General features: G+C 63.9%; 25 protein-coding genes and 1 tRNA gene. 21 read left to right on the forward strand and 5 right to left on the reverse strand.

The window, feature by feature from the left end:
- Positions 1–63: 63 nt before the first annotated feature.
- From XH85_RS21425 to XH85_RS21480, 12 genes are all read left to right on the forward strand, one after another.
- Positions 64–561, forward strand: a complete 498-nt coding sequence (locus tag XH85_RS21425; RefSeq protein ID WP_128933362.1) for a DUF6163 family protein — start codon at positions 64–66, stop codon at positions 559–561.
- 537 nt (positions 562–1,098) lie between these two features.
- Positions 1,099–1,617 carry a transcriptional regulator LdtR gene (gene ldtR, locus XH85_RS21430; RefSeq protein ID WP_091893258.1) on the forward strand — a complete coding sequence of 173 codons (519 nt, stop codon included), beginning with the start codon at positions 1,099–1,101 and terminating at the stop codon, positions 1,615–1,617.
- A gap of 201 nt (positions 1,618–1,818) precedes the next feature.
- Entirely contained in the window at positions 1,819–2,055 is a 237-nt protein-coding gene (locus tag XH85_RS21435) for a hypothetical protein (protein WP_091893370.1), read from the forward strand.
- 37 nt (positions 2,056–2,092) lie between these two features.
- Entirely contained in the window at positions 2,093–2,314 is a 222-nt protein-coding gene (locus XH85_RS21440) for a hypothetical protein (RefSeq protein ID WP_128933363.1), read from the forward strand.
- Positions 2,315–2,580: 266 nt separating this feature from the next.
- Positions 2,581–3,879 (forward strand): serine hydroxymethyltransferase, encoded by a 1,299-nt coding sequence (gene glyA / locus XH85_RS21445; RefSeq protein WP_128933364.1) that lies wholly within the window; start codon positions 2,581–2,583, stop codon positions 3,877–3,879.
- Between the two features lie 15 nt (positions 3,880–3,894).
- A complete protein-coding gene (gene nrdR / locus XH85_RS21450; RefSeq protein ID WP_011087793.1) occupies positions 3,895–4,377 on the forward strand; it encodes a transcriptional regulator NrdR in 483 nt (160 codons plus the stop codon).
- Complete coding sequence (gene ribD / locus XH85_RS21455) at positions 4,374–5,522, forward strand: bifunctional diaminohydroxyphosphoribosylaminopyrimidine deaminase/5-amino-6-(5-phosphoribosylamino)uracil reductase RibD (protein WP_128933365.1); 1,149 nt, start codon at positions 4,374–4,376, stop codon at positions 5,520–5,522. Before nrdR ends, ribD begins: the two co-directional genes overlap by 4 nt.
- A complete protein-coding gene (locus XH85_RS21460; RefSeq protein ID WP_128933366.1) occupies positions 5,522–6,130 on the forward strand; it encodes a riboflavin synthase in 609 nt (202 codons plus the stop codon). Before ribD ends, XH85_RS21460 begins: the two co-directional genes overlap by 1 nt.
- A gap of 89 nt (positions 6,131–6,219) precedes the next feature.
- Positions 6,220–6,711, forward strand: a complete 492-nt coding sequence (gene ribH / locus XH85_RS21465) for a 6,7-dimethyl-8-ribityllumazine synthase (protein ID WP_128933367.1) — start codon at positions 6,220–6,222, stop codon at positions 6,709–6,711.
- Between the two features lie 3 nt (positions 6,712–6,714).
- Entirely contained in the window at positions 6,715–7,212 is a 498-nt protein-coding gene (gene nusB / locus XH85_RS21470) for a transcription antitermination factor NusB (RefSeq protein ID WP_091893270.1), read from the forward strand.
- 154 nt (positions 7,213–7,366) lie between these two features.
- Positions 7,367–8,368, forward strand: coding sequence for a thiamine-phosphate kinase (thiL, locus tag XH85_RS21475; protein ID WP_164940806.1), 1,002 nt, complete (start codon positions 7,367–7,369; stop codon positions 8,366–8,368).
- Between the two features lie 233 nt (positions 8,369–8,601).
- Positions 8,602–10,722, forward strand: coding sequence for a sodium-translocating pyrophosphatase (locus XH85_RS21480; protein ID WP_128933368.1), 2,121 nt, complete (start codon positions 8,602–8,604; stop codon positions 10,720–10,722).
- A 175-nt stretch (positions 10,723–10,897) separates the two neighbouring features.
- Here XH85_RS21480 and XH85_RS21485 read toward each other — a convergent pair whose 3' ends face one another.
- Both XH85_RS21485 and XH85_RS21490 read right to left on the reverse strand, forming a co-directional pair.
- On the reverse strand, positions 10,898–11,911 hold the full coding sequence (locus tag XH85_RS21485) for a Bug family tripartite tricarboxylate transporter substrate binding protein (RefSeq protein WP_245474190.1): 1,014 nt from the start codon (positions 11,909–11,911) through the stop codon (positions 10,898–10,900).
- A 110-nt stretch (positions 11,912–12,021) separates the two neighbouring features.
- Positions 12,022–12,504, reverse strand: coding sequence for an outer membrane protein assembly factor BamE (locus tag XH85_RS21490; protein WP_164940807.1), 483 nt, complete (start codon positions 12,502–12,504; stop codon positions 12,022–12,024).
- A 98-nt stretch (positions 12,505–12,602) separates the two neighbouring features.
- Between XH85_RS21490 and XH85_RS21495 the strand changes: the two genes are divergently transcribed.
- The 8 genes from XH85_RS21495 (at position 12,603) to XH85_RS21530 (ending at position 18,621) form a co-directional block, all read left to right on the forward strand.
- Entirely contained in the window at positions 12,603–13,154 is a 552-nt protein-coding gene (locus tag XH85_RS21495; protein WP_128933370.1) for a ubiquinol-cytochrome C chaperone family protein, read from the forward strand.
- Entirely contained in the window at positions 13,151–13,720 is a 570-nt protein-coding gene (locus XH85_RS21500; RefSeq protein ID WP_128933371.1) for a YceD family protein, read from the forward strand. Before XH85_RS21495 ends, XH85_RS21500 begins: the two co-directional genes overlap by 4 nt.
- Before the next feature lie 297 nt (positions 13,721–14,017).
- A complete protein-coding gene (plsX, locus tag XH85_RS21505) occupies positions 14,018–15,079 on the forward strand; it encodes a phosphate acyltransferase PlsX (protein WP_091893283.1) in 1,062 nt (353 codons plus the stop codon).
- Positions 15,076–16,056: a beta-ketoacyl-ACP synthase III gene (locus tag XH85_RS21510; protein WP_128933372.1), complete on the forward strand. Its 981-nt coding sequence runs from the start codon at positions 15,076–15,078 to the stop codon at positions 16,054–16,056. The genes plsX and XH85_RS21510 overlap by 4 nt, the downstream gene beginning before the upstream one ends.
- A 131-nt stretch (positions 16,057–16,187) precedes the next feature.
- Positions 16,188–16,529, forward strand: coding sequence for an integration host factor subunit alpha (locus tag XH85_RS21515; protein ID WP_176945860.1), 342 nt, complete (start codon positions 16,188–16,190; stop codon positions 16,527–16,529).
- 24 nt (positions 16,530–16,553) lie between these two features.
- A complete protein-coding gene (locus tag XH85_RS21520; protein ID WP_128933373.1) occupies positions 16,554–17,132 on the forward strand; it encodes a MerR family transcriptional regulator in 579 nt (192 codons plus the stop codon).
- A gap of 113 nt (positions 17,133–17,245) precedes the next feature.
- Positions 17,246–17,323, forward strand: a tRNA-Pro gene (locus tag XH85_RS21525).
- 1,079 nt (positions 17,324–18,402) lie between these two features.
- Complete coding sequence (locus XH85_RS21530; protein ID WP_128933374.1) at positions 18,403–18,621, forward strand: hypothetical protein; 219 nt, start codon at positions 18,403–18,405, stop codon at positions 18,619–18,621.
- Between the two features lie 121 nt (positions 18,622–18,742).
- Here XH85_RS21530 and XH85_RS46775 read toward each other — a convergent pair whose 3' ends face one another.
- The gene (locus tag XH85_RS46775; RefSeq protein WP_128933375.1) at positions 18,743–18,952 is read right to left on the reverse strand and encodes a PRC-barrel domain-containing protein; all 210 of its coding nucleotides are present in this window, start codon (positions 18,950–18,952) and stop codon (positions 18,743–18,745) included.
- Between the two features lie 108 nt (positions 18,953–19,060).
- Entirely contained in the window at positions 19,061–19,291 is a 231-nt protein-coding gene (locus XH85_RS21540) for a DNA ligase-like domain-containing protein (protein ID WP_245474192.1), read from the reverse strand.
- Positions 19,292–19,413: 122 nt separating this feature from the next.
- Here XH85_RS21540 and XH85_RS21545 point away from each other — a divergent pair, with 122 nt between their 5' ends.
- Complete coding sequence (locus tag XH85_RS21545) at positions 19,414–19,647, forward strand: hypothetical protein (protein ID WP_128933376.1); 234 nt, start codon at positions 19,414–19,416, stop codon at positions 19,645–19,647.
- A gap of 142 nt (positions 19,648–19,789) precedes the next feature.
- Here the strand turns inward: XH85_RS21545 and XH85_RS21550 are convergent, their stop codons facing one another.
- Positions 19,790–20,020 (reverse strand): hypothetical protein, encoded by a 231-nt coding sequence (locus tag XH85_RS21550; protein ID WP_245474193.1) that lies wholly within the window; start codon positions 20,018–20,020, stop codon positions 19,790–19,792.
- Positions 20,021–20,265 lie beyond the last annotated feature (245 nt).

Raw genomic sequence — 20,265 nt, forward strand, 5'->3', positions numbered from 1 at the left:
CTTGACCTGCCGCAAGGGATAGCAGCCGATTGATTTTGCGGGGCGAAACAGCCAGAAGGGGCCATGTCCGAGATCTCCACCCGCGATGCGGCCCGCGACAGCGCCAGGGACAATGCCAGAGACACGGCCAGGGATGGCGCGATGTCGGTGGCGGCGATCTCGTCGGAGCGCTCCCAGTCCGATGACAATGTGTGGACGCGCCGGCTCGTGTTGTTCCTGCGGGTGATGGCGCTGCTCTCGATCCTGAAGGGTCTCTATCACTGGGCGCAAGTGACGGGTTTCGTCGGTGGCGAGGACGAGGCGTTCGAGAACCAGTCGATGGCCTGGCAGGCCGCGACCGTCTACTTCGCCGTGATCGAGCTCGTCGCGGCGGTTGGTCTGTGGCTGGCGACGCCCTGGGGCGCGGTGGTGTGGTTGACGACCGTGGTGTCGATGGCGGTGATCGAGCTGATGTTCCCGGGCATCTACGGCGGCAGCCTCGTCGTGGTCGGCGTCGAAGCGTTCATGCTCGCCGCATATCTCGCGCTCGCTTGGATGGCCGCGCGGGAACGACCGCCGTAGCAGATAGTTCGACACCTCGGTGCTCTCGTGCCCCGGACGCAATGCAGCGCCCTCGGCGATGCGAAGCGTCGTCCAGTGCGGTGATGCGTTGCAGAGCCGGGCTCATCTCACTGCAATCTCGTTTGTGGCTTTCTGGGTCCCGGCTCTGCGCTTCGCTTGTCCGGGACACGAGACTGGCGTTAGCGGAGTTGTGCGCGATTGGTTGACCGTTGGTTGCCTAAAATTTGCGGTAAGTTTTCGTTGACCAGCCTGTTCCGCCACAGCTGTTACGCGCCCGTTTCGAAACGGGGCGGGGCTGTACTGGAATGCGACAATAGGGGCGGACGGAGGGTGAACAGGACCTTGCGAGGGTCAACAGAGGGTTGCGAAAAGTCCTTTTGCGACAGGCTTAATCCGCAATTCACTGTCTTAAATTCATGATCTCTTTATTCTCTTATTTAAGCCGATCTTCAAACGAGCCCCTTAAGTTGCACCTATCAGACGGGACACAAGTTTCGTCGAATAAGTGTCGATAAAAACGACAACAGGGGAAGTGTCATGATGAAAGCCGTCGCAACTGCGGCAGATACCGCAGAGCGCGTCTCCGGCCAGCAGGGTTCGGTGCAGTCGCTCTATCTGGAAGCTTTGACTCTGGTGGAGCGGCTGCATCGCCGGCTCCTCGACGTGATCAAGGATGAATTCGATCGCCGCGGCCGTGCGGACATCAACTCGGTCCAGGCGCTCCTGCTCTACAACATCGGCGACAAGGAGCTGACCGCGGGCGAGCTGCGCACGCGCGGTTACTATCTCGGCTCCAACGTCTCCTACAATCTGAAGAAGCTCGTTGAACTCGGCTTCCTCGATCATCAGCGCTCGCGCGTTGATCGCCGCTCGGTGCGCATCCGCCTGACCCCGCAGGGCCACGAAGTCCGCCGCATCGTCGATGCGCTCTACCAGAAGCACGTCAAGACGGTGGAGCAGGTCGGCGGCATCTCCGGCGAGGAGTTCTCGACCCTCAACAAGTCGCTGCACCGTCTCGAGCGGTTCTGGACCGACCAGATCCTGTACCGGCTCTGAGTTCCAAGGGACAAGGCCAAGCCGCCCCCCTAACAAGACCGGCAAGCCTTTCCGAACGTGCCTTAGACTTCCCCAAGCGCGCCGGCCCGGATTCCGTCCGGACCGGGGCGTTTTGTATTTTTTGCACCTGCGAAAAAAGTCTCGCAGGTGAGGAACCAGTTCCGGGCTCGGCGCTTATCTCCGTCGGATCGGAGAATGTCGATGCTGGTCGAGCGCGGGCCTCAGGCGATGAACGTGGAACTCGTGAGCGAGGCCTACGCCATTGCCGCGAACTACCTTCGCCGCTCCGGCGCGATTCCCGATTCCCTCGTCACCGACGAGCGCCTGCTCAGGATCATCGTCAAGCTGCTCCAGCAGGGCGAATTCAACAAGATCAGGCTCGCCAACAAGGCGATCGCCCGGTTCGAGACGCAGTCCGAGGCCCGCGCGGTTGCCTGATCAAAACTCCCAAGATTCAAGAGAACCAGAGGGTGCCATGGAAGCCGCCATCGACCGCATCATGCAGACCTATGACCTGCTCGCCAACCGCACCGCAGCGGCGAGCGAGGAGGCTCGGGCCAAGGTCACCAACTATCTCAATACGTTGATGGAGGCCGGCGAGAGGGACACCCACCGGTTGACGGTTTGCGGCCTGACCTATCTCCGGCAGCTCGACGGCAGCGTGGACCCGGTGAAGGCGGGCTATACCGGGCTGTGAAATGACGCCGGCTGGGGCCGGCGGCCGTTGGCGCGAGGTGAGGCCCAGAGCGGTCCTAGTCCGGACAGTCGCAGAGGAGCGGTTCTATGAAACCGCTCCAGCGCCGAAAACCTCAAATCTCCACCATATCTTGCATAAATCTCTGGTCCGACCCGCAAATGCTTGGCCGGGGGCGGGCAATGTGGTAGATCGCGCGTGCTTCCGACCGCCACACCAGACCCGCCCGTAGCCCGCCAAAAGGCTGCGGCGGTGGAGATATTCGCAAGATGACCTCAGCTAAAACCGCCTCCGCGCCCGATTCGTTTTTCACCGCCTCGCTCGAGCAGGCCGACCCGGACATTGCCGCCGCCATCAGGGGCGAACTCGGCCGGCAGCGCCATGAGGTCGAGCTGATCGCCTCCGAGAACATTGTCAGCCGGGCCGTGCTGGAAGCGCAGGGTTCGGTGATGACCAACAAATATGCGGAAGGTTATCCGGGCGCGCGTTACTACGGCGGTTGTGAGTGGGTCGACGTCGCCGAGAACCTTGCGATCGATCGCGCCAAGAAGCTGTTCGGCGCTGGCTTCGCCAACGTGCAGCCGAACTCGGGCAGCCAGATGAACCAGGCGGTGTTCCTGGCGCTGCTGCAGCCCGGCGACACCTTCATGGGTCTTGATCTTGCGGCCGGCGGCCATCTCACCCACGGCTCGCCCGTCAACATGAGCGGCAAGTGGTTCAAGGCCGCGCACTACACCGTGCGCCGCGAGGACCAGATCATCGACATGGATGCGGTCGCCAAGCAGGCCGAAGAGGTCAAGCCGAAGCTGATCGTCGCGGGCGGCTCCGCCTATTCGCGCGCCTGGGACTTCAAGCGTTTCCGCGAGATCGCGGACAGCGTCGGCGCCTATCTCTTGGTCGACATGGCGCACTTCGCCGGCCTCGTCGCCGGCGGCGTGCACGCTTCGCCGGTGCCGTATGCCCACGTCACCACCACCACGACGCACAAGTCGCTGCGCGGTCCGCGCGGCGGCCTGATGCTATGGAATGACGAGACGCTGACCAAGAAGCTCAACGGGGCGATTTTCCCGGGCCTCCAGGGTGGCCCCCTGATGCATGTGATCGCGGCGAAGGCGGTTGCCTTCGGCGAGGCGCTGCGTCCGGACTTCAAGGTCTATGCCAAGAACGTCGTCGAGAACGCCAAGGCGTTGGCCGAGGCGATGAAGAGCCACGGCTTCGATATTGTCTCTGGCGGTACTGATAACCATCTGATGCTCGTCGACCTCAGGCCGAAGGGCCTGAAGGGCAACGTCTCGGAGAAAGCGCTGGTCCGCGCCGCCATCACTTGCAACAAGAACGGCATTCCGTTCGACCCCGAAAAGCCCTTCGTCACCTCGGGTCTCCGTCTCGGCACTCCGGCCGCGACCACCCGCGGTTTCGGTGTCGCCGAATTCCAGCAGGTCGGCGGCATGATTGCCGAGGTCCTCAACGCGATCGCGCAATCCGACGACGGCAAGGCGCCGCTCGTGGAAGCTGCGATCAAGGAACGGGTCAAGGCGCTCACCGACCGGTTCCCGATCTACCAGTAAGGCTTGGGTAAACGGATGCGCTGCCCGAACTGCAACAGTCTCGATACGCAGGTAAAGGACTCGCGTCCGACCGAGGACTCTTCTGTCATCCGCAGGCGGCGCGTATGCGTTGCCTGCAATTTCCGCTTCACCACCTTTGAGCGCGTGCAGCTGCGCGAGCTCACGGTGATCAAGCGCAACGGCCGCCGCGTGCCGTTCGACCGCGACAAGCTGATGCGCTCGGTGCAGATCTCACTCCGCAAGCGGCAGGTCGAGCCGGAGCGGGTGGAGAAGATGGTCTCCACCATCGTGCGCGAGCTCGAGACCGGCGGCGAGGCCGAGATCTCCTCCGAGGTGATCGGCGAGACCGTGATGGAGCATCTGCGCACGCTCGACGACGTCGCCTATGTGCGCTTCGCCTCCGTCTACCGCAATTTCCGCGAGGCCAAGGATTTCGCCGACGTGCTCGGCGAGCTCTCCGGTGAGGAGGAAGCGCGGCTCGCCGCGATCCGCAAATGATCTTCCGCATATTGGAGGATCAGTTCGCGCAGAAGGCCCGTGAGGCCAAGGATGCCGATCTCCGCTTCATGCAGCTGGCGCTTTCGCTTGGGCGCCGCGGGCAGGGTCGCACCTGGCCGAACCCGGCCGTCGGTGCGGTCATCGTCAAGGATGGGGTCATCGTCGGCCGCGGCTGGACGCAGCCCGGAGGGCGGCCGCATGGCGAGCCCGAGGCCCTGCTGCGGGCCGGCGAGGCGGCGCGCGGCGCCACGCTCTACGTCACGCTGGAGCCATGCTCGCATTTCGGCAAGTCGCCGCCTTGCGCCGATGCGGTGATCGCCGCCGGCATCAAGCGGGTGGTCGCCGCGATCGAGGATCCCAATCCGGAAGTTGCCGGCCAGGGCCATGCGCGTTTGCGGGCAGCCGGCATCGTCGTGGATGTGGGTCCATGCGCTGCGGAAGCCGCGTTCGATCACGCCGGCCATTTCCGCCGCATCCGGGACAAGCGTCCGCACGTGATCCTGAAGCTCGCGGTCTCGCCCGACGGCAAGATCGGCGCGGCCGGCGGCAAGCCGGTTGCGATCACCGGCGAGGCGGTGCGCAATCGCGTGCATCTCTTGCGCGCGCAGAGCGATGCCATCCTGGTCGGCATCGGCACGGTGTTGGCAGATGATCCGCTTCTGACCTGCCGCCTGCCGGGCATGGCGGCGCGCTCGCCGGTGCGGGTCGTGCTCGATCAGAGCCTACGGATACCCGGCGCAAGCAAGCTCGTTCGCACCGCGCGCGAGACGCCGCTCTGGGTGGTGAGCTCTGAACTCGCCGAAGCCGCGGCCGCCACGCGGCTTGGCGCGGCCGGTGCGCAAATGTTGCGCGTGCCGCCGGTCGGTGCATCAGGGCTCGATCTTGCGGCCGTGTTGTATGCGCTGGCCGAGAAAGGCATCACGCGCCTGATGGTCGAGGGCGGCAGCCGCGTTGCCGCGTCCTTTGTGGCGGCCGACCTCGTCGACGAAATCTGGCTGTTCCGCGGCACGGAAGAGGTGGGCGCCGGCGGCGTCGATGCGCTCGATGCATTGCCCCTGTCGAAAATCACGCAGTCGCAGGCCTACAAGGTTCATGCTAGCGAGACATTCGACAGGGATACTCTCACCGTTTACGAGCGCTCGTAATGTTCACTGGCATTGTCACCGATATCGGCGAGATCGTCAGCTTCACGCCAACGGCGCAGGGGCAGCTGCACCGCCTGCGCATCGCCTGCCGTTATGATCAGACCACCATCGCAGATGGCGCCTCGATCGCCTGCAACGGCGTCTGCCTCACCGTGGTCGCCTCCGGCATTGAGGGGAATAAGACCTGGTTCGACGTCGATGCCGCCGCCGAGACGCTGGCGCTGACGACCGCAAAACACTGGAAGATCGGAACAAAGCTCAACCTCGAGCGGGCGCTCAAGATCGGTGACGAGCTCGGCGGCCACATCGTCGCCGGCCATGCCGACGGCATCGCGACGCTTCTCAGCCGCGAGGACCTGCCCGACATGGCGCGGTTCGAGCTCTCGACGACGCGCGAGCTGGCGCGCTTCATCGCCACCAAGGGCTCCGTCACGCTCGACGGCGTGTCGCTGACCGTCAATACGGTGAAAGACACGACCTTTTCGGTGCTGATCATCCCGCACACGCTGACGGTGACGACGATCGGCGGCTGGAAGGCGGGGCACGAGGTCAATATCGAGGTCGATCTGATGGCCCGCTACGCGGCGCGGCTGACGGAAATGAAGTGACCGGCGCAGCCGGAACGACGGTTTAAAACTTGGCTTACCCGCCTGCGGCGACTACATAACGCGCCGACCACTGTAGAACGGATTGAACGATGGCAGACGCGCGGCGCGCACCCCTGAAGGACCAGACCGACATCTCCGGCGCACGCGCGCTGATTGTCGAGGCGCGGTTCTATGACGATCTCCAGGACGCGCTCCTGGACGGCGCAGTCGCCGAGCTGAAGGCGGCCGGCCTGACCCATGACGTCATCACGGTTCCCGGCGCGCTGGAGATTCCGGCAGCAGTTGCCATCGCGATCGACGCGGCTGCGGCGAACGGCAGGCCCTATGACGCGGTGATTGCGCTCGGCTGCGTGATCCGCGGCGACACCATCCATTTCGAGATCGTCTCGCAGGAATCCTCGCGCGCGCTGATGGATCTTGCGGTGGCGCGAAAGCTACCGCTCGGCAACGGCATCCTCACCGTCAACACCGAGGCGCAGGCCTGGGCGCGGGCACGCGCCAGCGAGCTCAACAAGGGCGGCGATGCCGCACGTGCCGCGCTTGCGATGCTGCGCATCAATCGCCGCCTGGCGCAGGCCTGAGCCATGGCCGACAACAACAAAAAGCCGGCGGGCGCTCCGGAGAAGAAGGCGAACCGCCGCGGCGCGGCGCGGCTTGCCGCCGTGCAGGCGCTGTACCAGATGGACATCGCGGGAGCCGGCATCAACGACATTTTTGCGGAGTTCGAGAGCCATTGGCTCGGCAACGAGGTCGAGGGCGACACATACCTGCCGGCAGAGGCCGCCTTCTTCCGCGATGTCGTCTCCGGCGTCGTTCGCGACCAGAAGAAGCTCGATCCGCTGATCGACGAGGCGCTGTCGAAGGGCTGGCCCTTGAAGCGGATCGAGGCGATCCTGCGGGCGGTGCTGCGCGCAGGAGCCTACGAATTGGAGCACCGCAAGGATGTGCCGGGTCGCGTGGTGATCTCCGAATATGTCGACGTCGCCAACGCTTTCGTCGATCGCGAGGAGACTGGTATGGTCAACGCGGTGCTCGACCAGATTGGCCGCCAGTTTCGCGGTGACGAGTTCGGGCGGGGGTAATTGAGACGACGACTTCCGCCGTAGCCGTCACCCTGAGGTGCCGGAGCGAAGCGGAGGCCTCGAAGGGCGGCGGCGTGCCGCTGAGGTCGCACCTCGGCCGTGCATCCTTCGAGGCTCGCAAGGGCTCGCACCTCAGAATGACGGGTCTGTTATCGTGACGCAGGACAAATACCAAATTTCCGGCGAAGACTCCCTCATCGCGCGCTATTTCAAGCCGCTGGCGACCGATCCCGGCGCGTTCGGACTGGTCGATGATGCCGCTATCCTGAGATCTGCGGGCGAGGACATCGTCGTCACCACCGACGCGGTGGTGGAGGGCGTGCATTATCTTGTCACCGATCCGCCTGACGCCATCGCGCGCAAGGCGCTGCGGGTGAACCTGTCCGACCTCGCGGCCAAAGGAGCGGTGCCGGCCGGCTTCGTGCTGACGCTGGCATTGCGCAGCAAGGAGGATGCCTGGCTCAGGCCGTTTGCGGATGCGCTCGGCGAGGACGCCAAGAGCTTCGCGTGCCCGCTGCTCGGCGGCGATACGGTGTCGACCCCAGGATCGCAGATGGTCTCGATCACTGCCTTCGGCCGCGTGCCGCAGGGACGGATGGTCGGCCGCACCGGCGCACGGCCGGGTGATCGCATCCTGGTGACGGGCACGATCGGCGATGCTGCGCTCGGCCTCGACGTGCTCACGGGCGGCGCTGCGGCCGGCGCGCTGACATCCGATCCCGCTGCACGGGATTTTCTGGTCTCGCGCTATCGCGTGCCGCAGCCGCGCAACGTGCTGGCGCAGGCCGTGCGCGATCATGCGACCGCTGCGATGGACGTCTCCGACGGGCTCGCCGGCGATCTGACAAAGCTCTGTGCGGCATCGGGCGTCTCGGCCACTGTCGAGGTGGCGAACGTGCCGCTCTCGGCTGCGGCCGCAAGCCTGATCGCGCGCAACGCTGTTTGCGTCGAGACGCTGCTGGCGGGCGGCGACGATTACGAGGTGCTGTGCACCGTTCCGCCGGCACTAAGCGATGCGTTGATCGCAGCCGGGCGGACGGCAGGCCTCGCCGTCACCGCCATTGGCACGATCATCGAGGGCGGGGCGCCACCGCGCTTCCTGGATGGGCAGGGCCAGGAACTGATCTTGAAGCGGCTGTCGTACAGCCACTTCTAGAAATTGCTCCAAACCGGCATCTTAGTTCTCCGGACTGGCCTAAATACCTGCCGAGATCGGCCGTTTCGGCCTTATCCGGCGTTGCACCCTTAATTTGATTTTGGCAAGCTTGCGACCGACTGGGGCCGCCCCTTCGGGCAAGGGGCGGCTTTGTTCAAAATCAAGGCGCCGCACCGCACGACGGACAACAAAAGGCGCCGGGGGTACATCAAGGATCTGAGGCAAAAAATCACATGACAGCATTATGGTTGATAGTGCTCTGCGGAGTGCTTTCCGTCGTCTACGCGATTTGGGCGACGTCTTCGGTGTTGGGCGCGGATGCGGGGACGCCGCGCATGCAGGAGATCGCAGGAGCGGTGCGCGAAGGCGCACAGGCGTATCTGCGGCGCCAGTACACCACGATCGGTCTCGTCGGCATCGTCATCTTCTTGCTGCTTGCCTATTTCCTCGGGGTCTATGTCGCGATCGGTTTTGCCATCGGCGCCGTCCTATCAGGGGCGGCCGGCTTCATCGGCATGAACGTCTCGGTCCGCGCCAATGTGCGCACCGCGCAGGCCGCGACGACCTCGCTCGCCGGCGGCCTCGAGCTCGCTTTCAAGGCGGGCGCCATCACCGGCCTTCTGGTCGCCGGTCTCGCGCTGCTCGGCGTCACCCTCTATTTCGGCTTCCTGGTCCATTCGCTGAAGCTCGCGCCCGACAGCCGCACCGTGGTCGACGCCATGGTGGCGCTCGGCTTCGGCGCCTCGCTGATCTCGATCTTCGCCCGTCTTGGCGGCGGTATCTTCACCAAGGGTGCGGACGTCGGCGGCGACCTCGTCGGCAAGGTCGAGGCCGGCATCCCCGAGGACGATCCGCGCAATCCCGCCACCATCGCCGACAACGTCGGCGACAATGTCGGTGACTGCGCTGGCATGGCCGCCGACCTGTTCGAGACCTATGCGGTGACCGCGGTCGCCACCATGGTGCTCGCGGCGATCTTCTTCGCCAAGACGCCGATCCTCGCCAACATGATGACGCTGCCGCTCGCGATCGGCGGCATCTGCATCATCACCTCGATCATCGGCACCTTCTTCGTCAAGCTCGGGCCGAGCCAGTCGATCATGGGCGCGCTCTACAAGGGCCTGATCGCGACCGGCATCCTGTCGCTGATCGGCATCGCGCTGGTGATCTACTACCTGATCGGCTTCGGCAAGCTCGAGGGCGTCGACTTCACCGGCATGGCGCTGTTCGAATGCGGCGTGGTCGGTCTCGTCGTCACGGCGCTGATCATCTGGATCACCGAATACTACACCGGCACCGACTACCGTCCGGTGAAGTCGATTGCGCAGGCCTCGGTTACCGGCCACGGCACCAACGTGATCCAGGGCCTCGCCGTCTCGATGGAAGCGACCGCGCTGCCCGCGCTCGTCATCATCGCCGGCATCCTGGTCACTTACAGCCTCGCCGGGCTGTTCGGCATCGCGATCGCGACCGCCACCATGCTGGCACTGGCCGGCATGATCGTCGCGCTCGACGCCTTCGGCCCCGTCACCGACAACGCCGGCGGCATTGCCGAGATGGCGGGCCTGCCCAAGGAGGTGCGCAAGTCGACCGACGCGCTCGACGCGGTCGGCAACACCACCAAGGCGGTGACCAAGGGCTACGCGATCGGCTCGGCCGGTCTCGGTGCCCTGGTGCTGTTCGCGGCCTACAACCAGGACCTCAAGTTCTTCGTTGCGGACTCCGCGAAACACGCCTACTTCGCCGGCGTCAATCCGGACTTCTCGCTCAACAACCCCTATGTGGTGGTGGGCCTACTGTTCGGCGGCCTCTTGCCGTATCTGTTCGGCGCGCTGGGCATGACCGCGGTCGGCCGTGCGGCCGGCGCGATCGTCGAGGAGGTCCGCCGTCAGTTCCGCGAGAAGCCGGGCATCATGCAGGGCACCGACAAGCCCGACTACGGCAAGGCGGTCGACCTGCTCACCCGCGCGGCGATCAAAGAGATGATCATCCCCTCGCTGCTGCCGGTGTTGTCGCCGATCGTCGTCTACTTCCTGATCTACGCGATCGCGGGCGGCGGGGTGGCCGGCAAGTCGGCGGCATTCTCGGCGGTCGGCGCGATGCTGCTCGGCGTGATCGTGACCGGCCTGTTCGTCGCGATCTCCATGACCTCAGGCGGCGGCGCCTGGGACAACGCCAAGAAGTACATCGAGGATGGCCATTTCGGCGGCAAGGGCTCTGATGCCCACAAGTCGGCCGTCACCGGCGACACCGTCGGCGATCCCTACAAGGACACGGCCGGCCCCGCAGTGAACCCGATGATCAAGATCACGAACATCGTGGCCTTGCTGCTGCTGGCGATTTTGGCGCACTGAGCGGCGGCGGCGACACAAGACAAAACCCCGCGGCGCGAGCCGCGGGGTTTTTGCTTGGCAGGCCGAGCCCTCTCACCACGTCATTGCGAGCGCAGCGAAGCAATCCAGAATTTTTCGGCAGAGGCAGTCTGGATTGCTTCGTCGCAAGAGCTCCTCGCAATGACGAAGGTGGCGATCACTGCACGTCCATCTGCAACCCTTCCTTCTGGATGATGCCGGCGAACTTCTTCGTCTCGGCGTCCACGAAGGCGGCGAATTGCTCTGGCGTGCCGTAGTCGGCGCGGGCGCCCATGGCGGCGATCTGCTTCTTGATGTCGTCGCGCTCCAGCATCGCCTTGACCTGAAGATTGAGCGCGTTGAGCACCTCGGGTGAGACCCCCTTCGGCAGGAAGACGGAGAACCACGAGGATACGTCGAAGTTCGTCAGCTCCGGCGCGCTCTCGCGCATGGTCGGCAGGTTCGGCGCGAGCTCGCTGCGCTCGGTCGTGGTGACGCAGAGGCCGTTGAGCGTGCCGTTCTGCACCTGCGGCAGGCTCGGATAGAGATTGTCGAACAGGATCTGGATGTCGCCGGCGAGCGCGGCCTGGAGCGCGGGGCCGGCGCCGCGGAACGGGATGTGGGTCATCTTCAACCCGGTGAGCTGGAGAAACCAGGCGCCGGTGAGATGCGGGCTCTGGCCGACGCCGGAGGAGGCGTAGCTGAGCTTGTCCGGATTGGCCTTCAGGTACGCGATCAGCTCGGCGATCGATTTGATGCCGGTCTTCGGATGCGCCGAGACGATGTTCGGGATCCGGATCATGTTGGAGACCGGCTGAAGCTGGTCCGGCTTGTAGGTGAGATTCTTGAAGATGCTGTAGGCGATCGCGTTCGGTCCGGGGTTGCCGACCAGGATGGTGTGACCATCAGGCTTGGCCCGGACCACCTCGGCCGTTCCGATCGTGCCGCCGCCGCCGGAGCGGTTTTCCACGACCGCCGACTGGCCCCAGGCGGTCTGCAGCTGCGCGGCGAGCAGCCGGCCCATGACGTCGGTGGAGCCGCCGGCCGCCGCCGGCACGACGAGGCGAACGTTCTCGGTCGGCTTCCAGTCGGCCAGGCTCGATCGCGGCAGGATGGCTGCGGCCGACAGACCGGCAACGCCGGTGAGCACGCGACGGCGGGACAACGAAATGTTCTGAAGTTTCTTGGGCACGAATCCTCTCCCTGCTTCTTGTTTTGCCGGGAGCGTAGGGAACCCGGCGCGCGGCGGCAAGCCGCGCGCGAGGGCAAGTGCCGCGCGGAGGGCGGCACGACGCCGCAGGTTCAGTTAAAGCTGAGCAGCTTGAACAGCGGCGCGAGGTAGCTCATCTCCTGGCCCGACGTCGCCGTGGTGCGGCTGATGAAGTCGAAGATCTTGCCGTCCTGGAGGCCATAATTCGCCAGCCGGCGCACGCGGCGGTTCTTGTCGAAATAGATCGCGATGACGCGCTGATCGACCACCTTCTGGTTCATGAAGGCGACCATGCGCTCGGAGCGCTGCGAGATGTAGTAGAACACTTCACCGTCGAGGGTCGCGACCGTGGAGGGCGTGCCCATCACGATCAGCACCTGGTCCTGGCTCGCGCCGATCGGAATCTGCTCCAGCGCGCCGGGCGGCAGGATGTAGCCCTTCTGGAACTGCTCACCGGTGCACCCGGCGAGGGCGGCGCCGACCAGAGCCACGGCCGTGAACATGCGCAGGCCGCGCCAGCGTGCATGAAGGCCGCGCTTGTCCGCGCGCAGGCCAGTCTGGTTCGTCATCGTCATTGCGGAATTGATTCCGTCCCCTTGCGTCGCGCGAGGCGCTGAAGTACCGGGCGGAGGCTCTGAATGCAACACGCGCGCGCCCGCTTGCGGAAACCACAATGCTTTGGCCGTTCAATCACTTCAGGAAACCCCGGCTAACCCCGCCGGGCACCATTGAAGCCATCTATGGCATGATCGTGACGCAGGCGCGAGAACCCATATTTTACCGTGACTTGGACGTACCAGATACGGTTAACGGGCGTTTCGACCTGTTGCTGCTGCATCTCTGGCTGCTGCTGCGCCGCCTGCGCACCGTCCAGGGCGCCACCGGGCTGTCGCAGGCGCTGTTCGACCGCTTCTGCGAGGACATGGACGACAATCTGCGCGAGATGGGGGTGGGCGACCAGACCGTGCCGAAGCGGATGCGGGCTTTTGGCGAGGCGTTCTATGGCCGCGTCCAGGCCTATGACCAAGCCATGGAGGGCGGGCGCGAGGCGCTGGCATCGGCGATCTGCAAGAATATCTTGAATGGGACCGGCATGGATCAGGCGCAGAGGCTCGCGGCCTATGCCCGGGCCACGGAAGCCGATCTCGGCCGGACCGACGAGGCCGCGCTTCTGCGCGCGTCCTTCAAGTTTCCCTCGGCACTCCCAAAGGATGTCACGCCATGAGCCGACCGACGACCGGATCCCAGCCCGATCCCTGGCGGGCGCCCGTGATCGTGGCACAGGTCCCCGACACCGGCCTGCATCGCGAACTCGAGGCCTCGGCGGCCGAGCGGCAGGCTATGGCCGAGATCGCGGGCCTGCGGGAGATCCTGTCCGCTCATGCCAGCTTCGATGTCGTGCCGAAAAGCGGCGGGCGGGTCGAGGTCACCGGGCTGGTCCGCGGCCGGATCGGCCAGACCTGCGTCGTCACGCTCGATCCGATCGAGAGTGAGATCGAGGAGGAGGTGGACCTGATTTTCGCTCCCGAGGCCGAGGCGCGCCGGCTCGCCGACCTCATCGAGGAGGGGCAGGACGATCAGGAGCCGCCTGATGTCGCCGACCCTCCGGAGGCGATCGTCAATGGCATCATCGATCTCGGCCGTCTCGCCACTGACGCGCTGTTCCTGGCGATCGATCCCTATCCGCGCAAGGAGGGGGCCGTGTTCGAGGCGGAGGTCACGGCCCCCGATCCGGAGGACCATCCATTCGCAGCCCTGAAGGCACTTCAGGACAGGAAAAAGGGCAAATAGCTCGGCATTTCCGGCGGGACCGCTTGGGGCGGGACACGAGCCGTTTGCTGCGATGGTTTGAAGAACGGTTATATCCGTTTGATTTCAAGGCGTTCCCTGCCGATCCATGGGTTCGCTCGCGGATCGTCCTGAATGCAAAAGGCTGGGGGCAAGAGGTTGTTTCGGGGTAACAAAACGCTATTGTCGCGCCCCGGTTCGGGTGCGGCGTGGCGCTTGGCCAGTCGCCATGTCCGTGGCGAACCCATTTTGCGGCCCCGCTAGCTCAAGACCGCACGAGACCAGGTTTCCAGGACTTTCATGCCAAGCAAGGTTCGCATCGCGCTGGACGCCATGGGAGGCGATGTCGGCCCCGCCGTGGTGATTCCCGGTGCTGCCATCTCGCTGGGCAGGCACCGCGATAGCGAATTCCTGCTGGTCGGGGACCGTGCCAAAATCGAGCCCGAGCTCGAAAAGCACCCCGCGCTCAAGGCCGCCTCGAAGATCATTCATACCGACGTTGCCGTCAGCGGCTCGGACAAGCCGAGCCAGGCGCTACGGCGCGGCCGCAAGACCTCCTCGATGTGGCTCGCGATCGATGCCGTGAAGAAGGGCGAGGCGGATGTCGCGATCTCCGCCGGCAACACCGGCGCGCTGATGGCGATGGCTCGCTTCCACTTGCGCACGCTGCCGGGCATCGACCGTCCGGCTATCTCCGCGATATGGCCGACCAGGCGCGGCGAGTCGGTCGTGCTCGATCTCGGCGCCACCCTTGGCGGCGATGCGCACCACCTGGTGTCGATGGCGGTCATGGGCGCGGCCAAGGCGAGCGTGCTGTTCAACAAGACGCGGCCCACGGTCGGGCTGCTCAACATCGGCGCCGAGGAGATCAAGGGCCACGAGGAGATCCGCGAGGCCAGCGAGATCCTGCGCGCGAGGAACCTGCCCGAGCTCGACTACATCGGCTTCGTCGAGGGCGACGGTATCGGCAAGGGGCTGGCCGACGTCATCGTGACCGAGGGTTTTAGCGGCAACATCGCGCTGAAGGCCGCCGAGGGAACCGCGCGCCAAATGGCGGAATTACTCCGCAACGAGATGCAGCGGAGCTGGCTGTCCAAGCTCGGCTATCTCTTTGCGCGCAGCGCCTTCCAGGCCCTGCGCGACAAGATGGACCCCAACAAGTCCAATGGCGGCGTGCTGCTGGGGCTGAACGGGGTGGTGGTCAAGAGCCACGGTGGAACCAACGCCGAAGGCTTTGCCTATGCGATCGATGTTGGCTATGAGATGGCTCACTACGATCTCCTGAACAAGATCAATCAGATGCTCAACCGCGAGGGCGGTGCACTCAGTTCCGTGCAGGCCGCGCAGGAGGCTGTTTCGTGACGAAAATCCGTTCGGTCGTGCTCGGCTGCGGCTCTTATCTGCCGGAGCAGGTGGTGACCAACGCCCAATTGGCGGCGCGCATCGACACCTCCGACGAGTGGATCGTACAGCGGACCGGCATCCGTGAACGGCACATCGCGGCCGAGGGCGAGTTCACCTCGCACCTGGCGCTGAGGGCAGCGCAGGCTGCGCTCACCGATGCGGGCGTTGACGCGCAATCGATCGAGCTGATCGTGCTGGCGACCTCGACGCCGGACAATACGTTCCCAGCAACCGCGGTCGCCGTGCAGCACGGGCTCGGCATCAACCATGGCGCGGCGTTCGACCTCCAGGCGGTGTGCTCGGGCTTTGTGTTCGCGCTCGCCACCGCCGACAATTTCCTGCGCACAGGCGCCTATAAGCGCGCGCTGGTGATCGGCGCCGAGACCTTCTCGCGCATCCTCGACTGGAACGACCGCGGCACCTGCGTGCTGTTCGGCGACGGCGCCGGCGCGGTCGTGCTGGAGGCGCAGGAGCAGCCCGGCAATGCCGCGACCGACCGCGGCATTGTGACCACGCATTTGCGCTCCGACGGCCGCCACAAGGCAAAGCTGTTCGTCGACGGCGGACCGTCCTCGACCCAGACCGTCGGCCATCTGCGCATGGAGGGCCGGGAGGTCTTCAAGCACGCGGTCGGCATGATCACCGACGTGATCGTCGACGCCTTCCAGGCGACCGGGCTCAACGCCGACAGCATCGACTGGTTCGTGCCGCACCAGGCCAACAAGCGAATCATCGACGCCTCCGCCCACAAGCTGCATATCGCGCCGGAGAAGGTGGTGCTGACGGTGGACCGGCACGGCAACACCTCGGCGGCCTCGATTCCCCTGGCGCTCGCGGTGGCGCGCAAGGACGGCCGCATCAAGAAGGGCGACCTGGTCCTGCTGGAAGCCATGGGCGGCGGCTTCACCTGGGGCTCTGCCCTCGTGCGCTGGTAGCAACAGTCGATAAAATTTTGCCGGAATCAGCGCGATTATCGATGCCTCTGCATTGATGAGCGCTGTTGACCGCCGTATCGTAACCTCCTAATTTCAGACAACAATTGTTCGCCGTGATGTGGGGCAGGGCGATGACCGAGACCAGCAAAACCGTAACGCGTGTTGATCTGTGCGAAGCCGTCTACCAGAAGGTGGGACTGTCGCGCACGGAGTCGTCCGCCTTCGTGGAACTCGTGCTGAAGGAGATCACCGACTGCCTCGAGAAGGGCGAAACGGTGAAATTGTCCTCGTTCGGCTCGTTCATGGTGCGCAAAAAGGGTCAGCGCATCGGCCGTAACCCGAAGACCGGCACCGAGGTGCCGATCTCGCCGCGCCGGGTGATGGTGTTCAAGCCGTCGGCGATCCTGAAGCAGCGGATCAACGCCCAGCACCGCACCAACGGCGATGGCAGCAAGGTTCAACCCGAGGCGTAACCGCCTATCGGAAAGGATTGGCATTTGGACAAGGCGCCGGATGCGTTCCGAACCATCAGCGAAGTAGCGCAGGAGCTCGACATTCCGCAGCACGTGCTGCGGTTCTGGGAGACCCGTTTCTCCCAGATCAAGCCGATGAAGCGCAGCGGCGGCCGCCGCTATTACCGCCCCGACGACGTCGACCTGCTCAAGGGCATCCGCCGCCTGCTCTACGGGGAGGGCTACACCATCCGCGGGGTGCAGCGGATCCTGAAGGAGCACGGCGTCAAATCGGTGCAGGGCCTCGCCGACAGCGCCGCCGCGGTCTCGTTCGGCGCCATCGAGGACGCCATCGGCGCGAGCCTGATGGAGCCCGAGGACGAGGCGCCGATCAAGGGCGTCACCGACACCGACGATGACGACTATCAGGGCAACGAGGAGGAAGGCATCGACTTCCGCTTCGCCGAGATCGACGACGAGGACATCCTCACCACCTTTCGCAAGGGCGGCGCCGCTGCCGCACCCGCCGGCCCCAGCGCGCTCGACCGGGAACGGCTCGGCCGTGCGCTCGCCGACCTCGTCGCAGCCAAGGAAATGCTGGATCAGGCTCTGAAGGACGGGTGAGGGGCCGCTTTCCGCCGGCTTTGCGGGGAGTTCCGGGGGCGGTGGGCGGATAAGCCAAAATGCTGCAGCCTCGCCTTGCGCAAAGCGGCGATCCTAGCTAATGGAACGGCATTCGGAGCGTGGCGCAGCCCGGTTAGCGCACTAGTCTGGGAGACTAGGGGTCGGAGGTTCAAATCCTCTCGCTCCGACCATTTTTCTCAAACGACCTGTCGGGTGGATTAACCGTCGGCGTGGGGGCCTGCTCCCAGCCGCGACGGATACGTGTGCGCCAGAGGCGCTGGCCGCTTCGGTGGCCGGTGCATCAAAAAGTCGAAAAACAACCCCATGCACAGTAGCGATGTCATTGGAGAATAACGTTTTTCCGAATCGATTTGACGCGTCGGGCAAAACAGGGGCGTAATGTCAGCATGCCAGCGGTGTCGTGATGGGAAAGTATCTCCGACAGCCGGCTCCGTATCCCGTGTTGGTGATGCGCGCGGAATTCGGAGTGCGCCATTTGCGAAGCGTCGGCGCGCTCGCCAAGTTCGGATGGCGCGAAATGCAAACAGCGTCAAAATAACGATCATATTGCGATCGTTGCGCGCCTCAACGTTGTGAATGGGCGATCGCTTGCGACCCAGGATCGGAGGACCAAACGGTTGCCTTGACCCGCAACTTGGGCAGGCAGCAGCGTTCCCAAAGACCGAGTGTCCGCAGTCGTAGCAATCGATCGGTTTCTTGAACTGTCCCATGCCGGGGGCGGTGTTACTCTGCCGCCCCTCTTTTAAAGCGATTGCGGATGGCGATCATAAAATTGACTATATATAATTTATTTAATGTGATTTAATATTGGAGCGTTAATTGTGCAGTGCCCGTGCCTGAGCTTGGCCTAGAACGCTGGGCATCTCCTCAGCCACGCATCTTGGGGTAATCTGCAGGGACCCGGGTGGCATGGATCGAGATCACCTTGACGCGATGTCCATTGATGAGTTGTGGGCGCTGCACACCGACGTGGGGCGCGTCCTAGCTGTCAGGCTGATCGCAGCAAAGCGCGAACTTGAAGAGCGGCTTAGTCAGCTCGGCAGGAGCGCAGACTGGAAGGAACCGGGGAAAAAGCACTAAGGCGCACGACAGAGCCTCCGGCGCGAGTGTTATAATTCGTGATTAATTTGAATTAACTTTATTTATTTTTTTTGGCTTGCTGTGTGATTTAATTGTTGCCTCGCTATGCAAAAAGCGCGGCGCTGCCTTCCTACTCCATTTCCCATGCGCCCGCTCGGAAGGTCCGGCCATGACTGGTCTCCATCATTTCCAGAATTCCCCAGCGTCAATGCGATCGGCAGCTCCCTTCGAATGGGCCAACTTGCCCGAGGCGGGCAATCGCGGAGGTCGAGCAGATACAGCTGCCGCTGTTCTTCGGCACCGCTTCGAAGCGCTCGCTGCTCAGATTGCCGAATTGGAAGCACTGCGCGAACGCGTCCTTGAGGCTGAGCAGAAGATCGCCTTTTGAGTTGGCAGCTACCTCCGCTCACGTCGGCCGTCCGCGCCAGATGAAGCGCCTGCCACAGCGCAGCAGCACCAATTGCTCGTGCCATGAACGACGATCAGCGCACATAAGCAGGTGGGCACCGTCACTTCTGCGCCAGCTTAATCGTTGCCACAGGCCACTTTCCGGGATGGCCAGCAATGGAAAGACGCAAGCCGTGCGCTTCGTCCAAGTACAATTCCTCGACAGTCCCTGCTGTACCGTCCGTGAGCACCACCGCCTTACCGATCAATTCTGTCTCGGCTTCGTGATATTCGCGTAGAATAGCAGAGGCGTGAGCTTCAGCCCGAGGCATCTGCCGCATCTCGTCCTGGCTATGCGAGCAAAACCGTCGAGACTGAACTGCGTTCCTTTCGCCTATCGGAGTAGAAAGGGTCGGCGAGACGGAGATCATAACTCCCGATCAATCGCAGCAGCATGGCTGCGGTTCTTCACCTTGATCCAGTGCTTCTGCCGACCGCCTCGGTACGGCCGACGCGCTGTGCAGAGCGTTGAAGCCGCTGATACCGTCGACGCCGAGGATCACGGCCTCGCCATCGATCACAAAGCGCCTCTGCCGGTTTTTCAGCGCGGCCTCAGCAATCCAGAGATAGCGCTTCGTCCAGTCGGTGCCGTTGCGAGAGAGGAGGCGCACGCGCTCATCCCGACACAATGTCGATTAACTTGGATTATTGTTTAAATTTTAAACTGCAGATAAACTGACATTTAATTGGCAGGGACTGCTCGGGGGAGCGCAACCTGAGAGAGGAGAGATCCATGAAGCTCACCTTTGGCGTTCTTTCCGCAGCGGCATTTGCGTTGGCTCTTGCGATGACGACCGTGCCACCTGCCTCGGCTTGCAACGGCAATGGGAATTGTCCCAACGCGCCCGGCCAGAATAAGCCTGGTCATGTCAGTGGAGCCCCCGGACCGATCGCAGGTGCCGGCCTTCCTATTCTCGCGATTGGATACGGCGTGTACTGGCTGGTAAAACGGCGGCGGACCCGCTAGGTCCCCGCGATCGCTCTCACCGATGCAGCTGGCCAGCAGCGAGAACTCCAAGCAACCTCCAAGCGGCCCCGGCCTTTCTCGACGCCCAAAAGCCCCACGGCCGGGGCCGTTCCACTCGGGCTTGATGCAAAGCAATCGGAAATTAGTTTAAAAGGATCTCATAGCGACGTTTGAGCCGGTCGCTTGTGGTCTTTGCTGCGTATTGAATGCGTGCAAGGTCGCAGCCTTCTTGCGCGACGACATGCAGCTTCCACTCTGAGGTGCCGGGTCGGTGATCGGGCCCGAACTCAACTTCGATGGACACGACCTTCTCTGTGCCTGGAAAACTTCGGATCTCCTGCAGCGCAATCCGCTCGAGCTCGTCCTTCGACACCGGTGATCTCGACACCGTTCGCTCCTAAGGATGGAGGCGGCTGCTTGAAGCCGCGCTCAGCTCAATGCAGTCAGTGACCTCGACGTTCCTCCTCAAGATGAGAAGGCGCATCGCGAATCGCTGTAAGCTCGCGCGGATCTTATGATCAGCGCAATTGCTGCAGAGCTTCCGGAGTCAGCTCGTATCGACCCCCCACCTTTTTCAACCAGCGTACTTTAAGCATACGCCTTGACCCGCACAGTGGA

Source organism: Bradyrhizobium zhanjiangense, from assembly GCF_004114935.1.
Lineage (GTDB): Bacteria > Pseudomonadota > Alphaproteobacteria > Rhizobiales > Xanthobacteraceae > Bradyrhizobium > Bradyrhizobium zhanjiangense.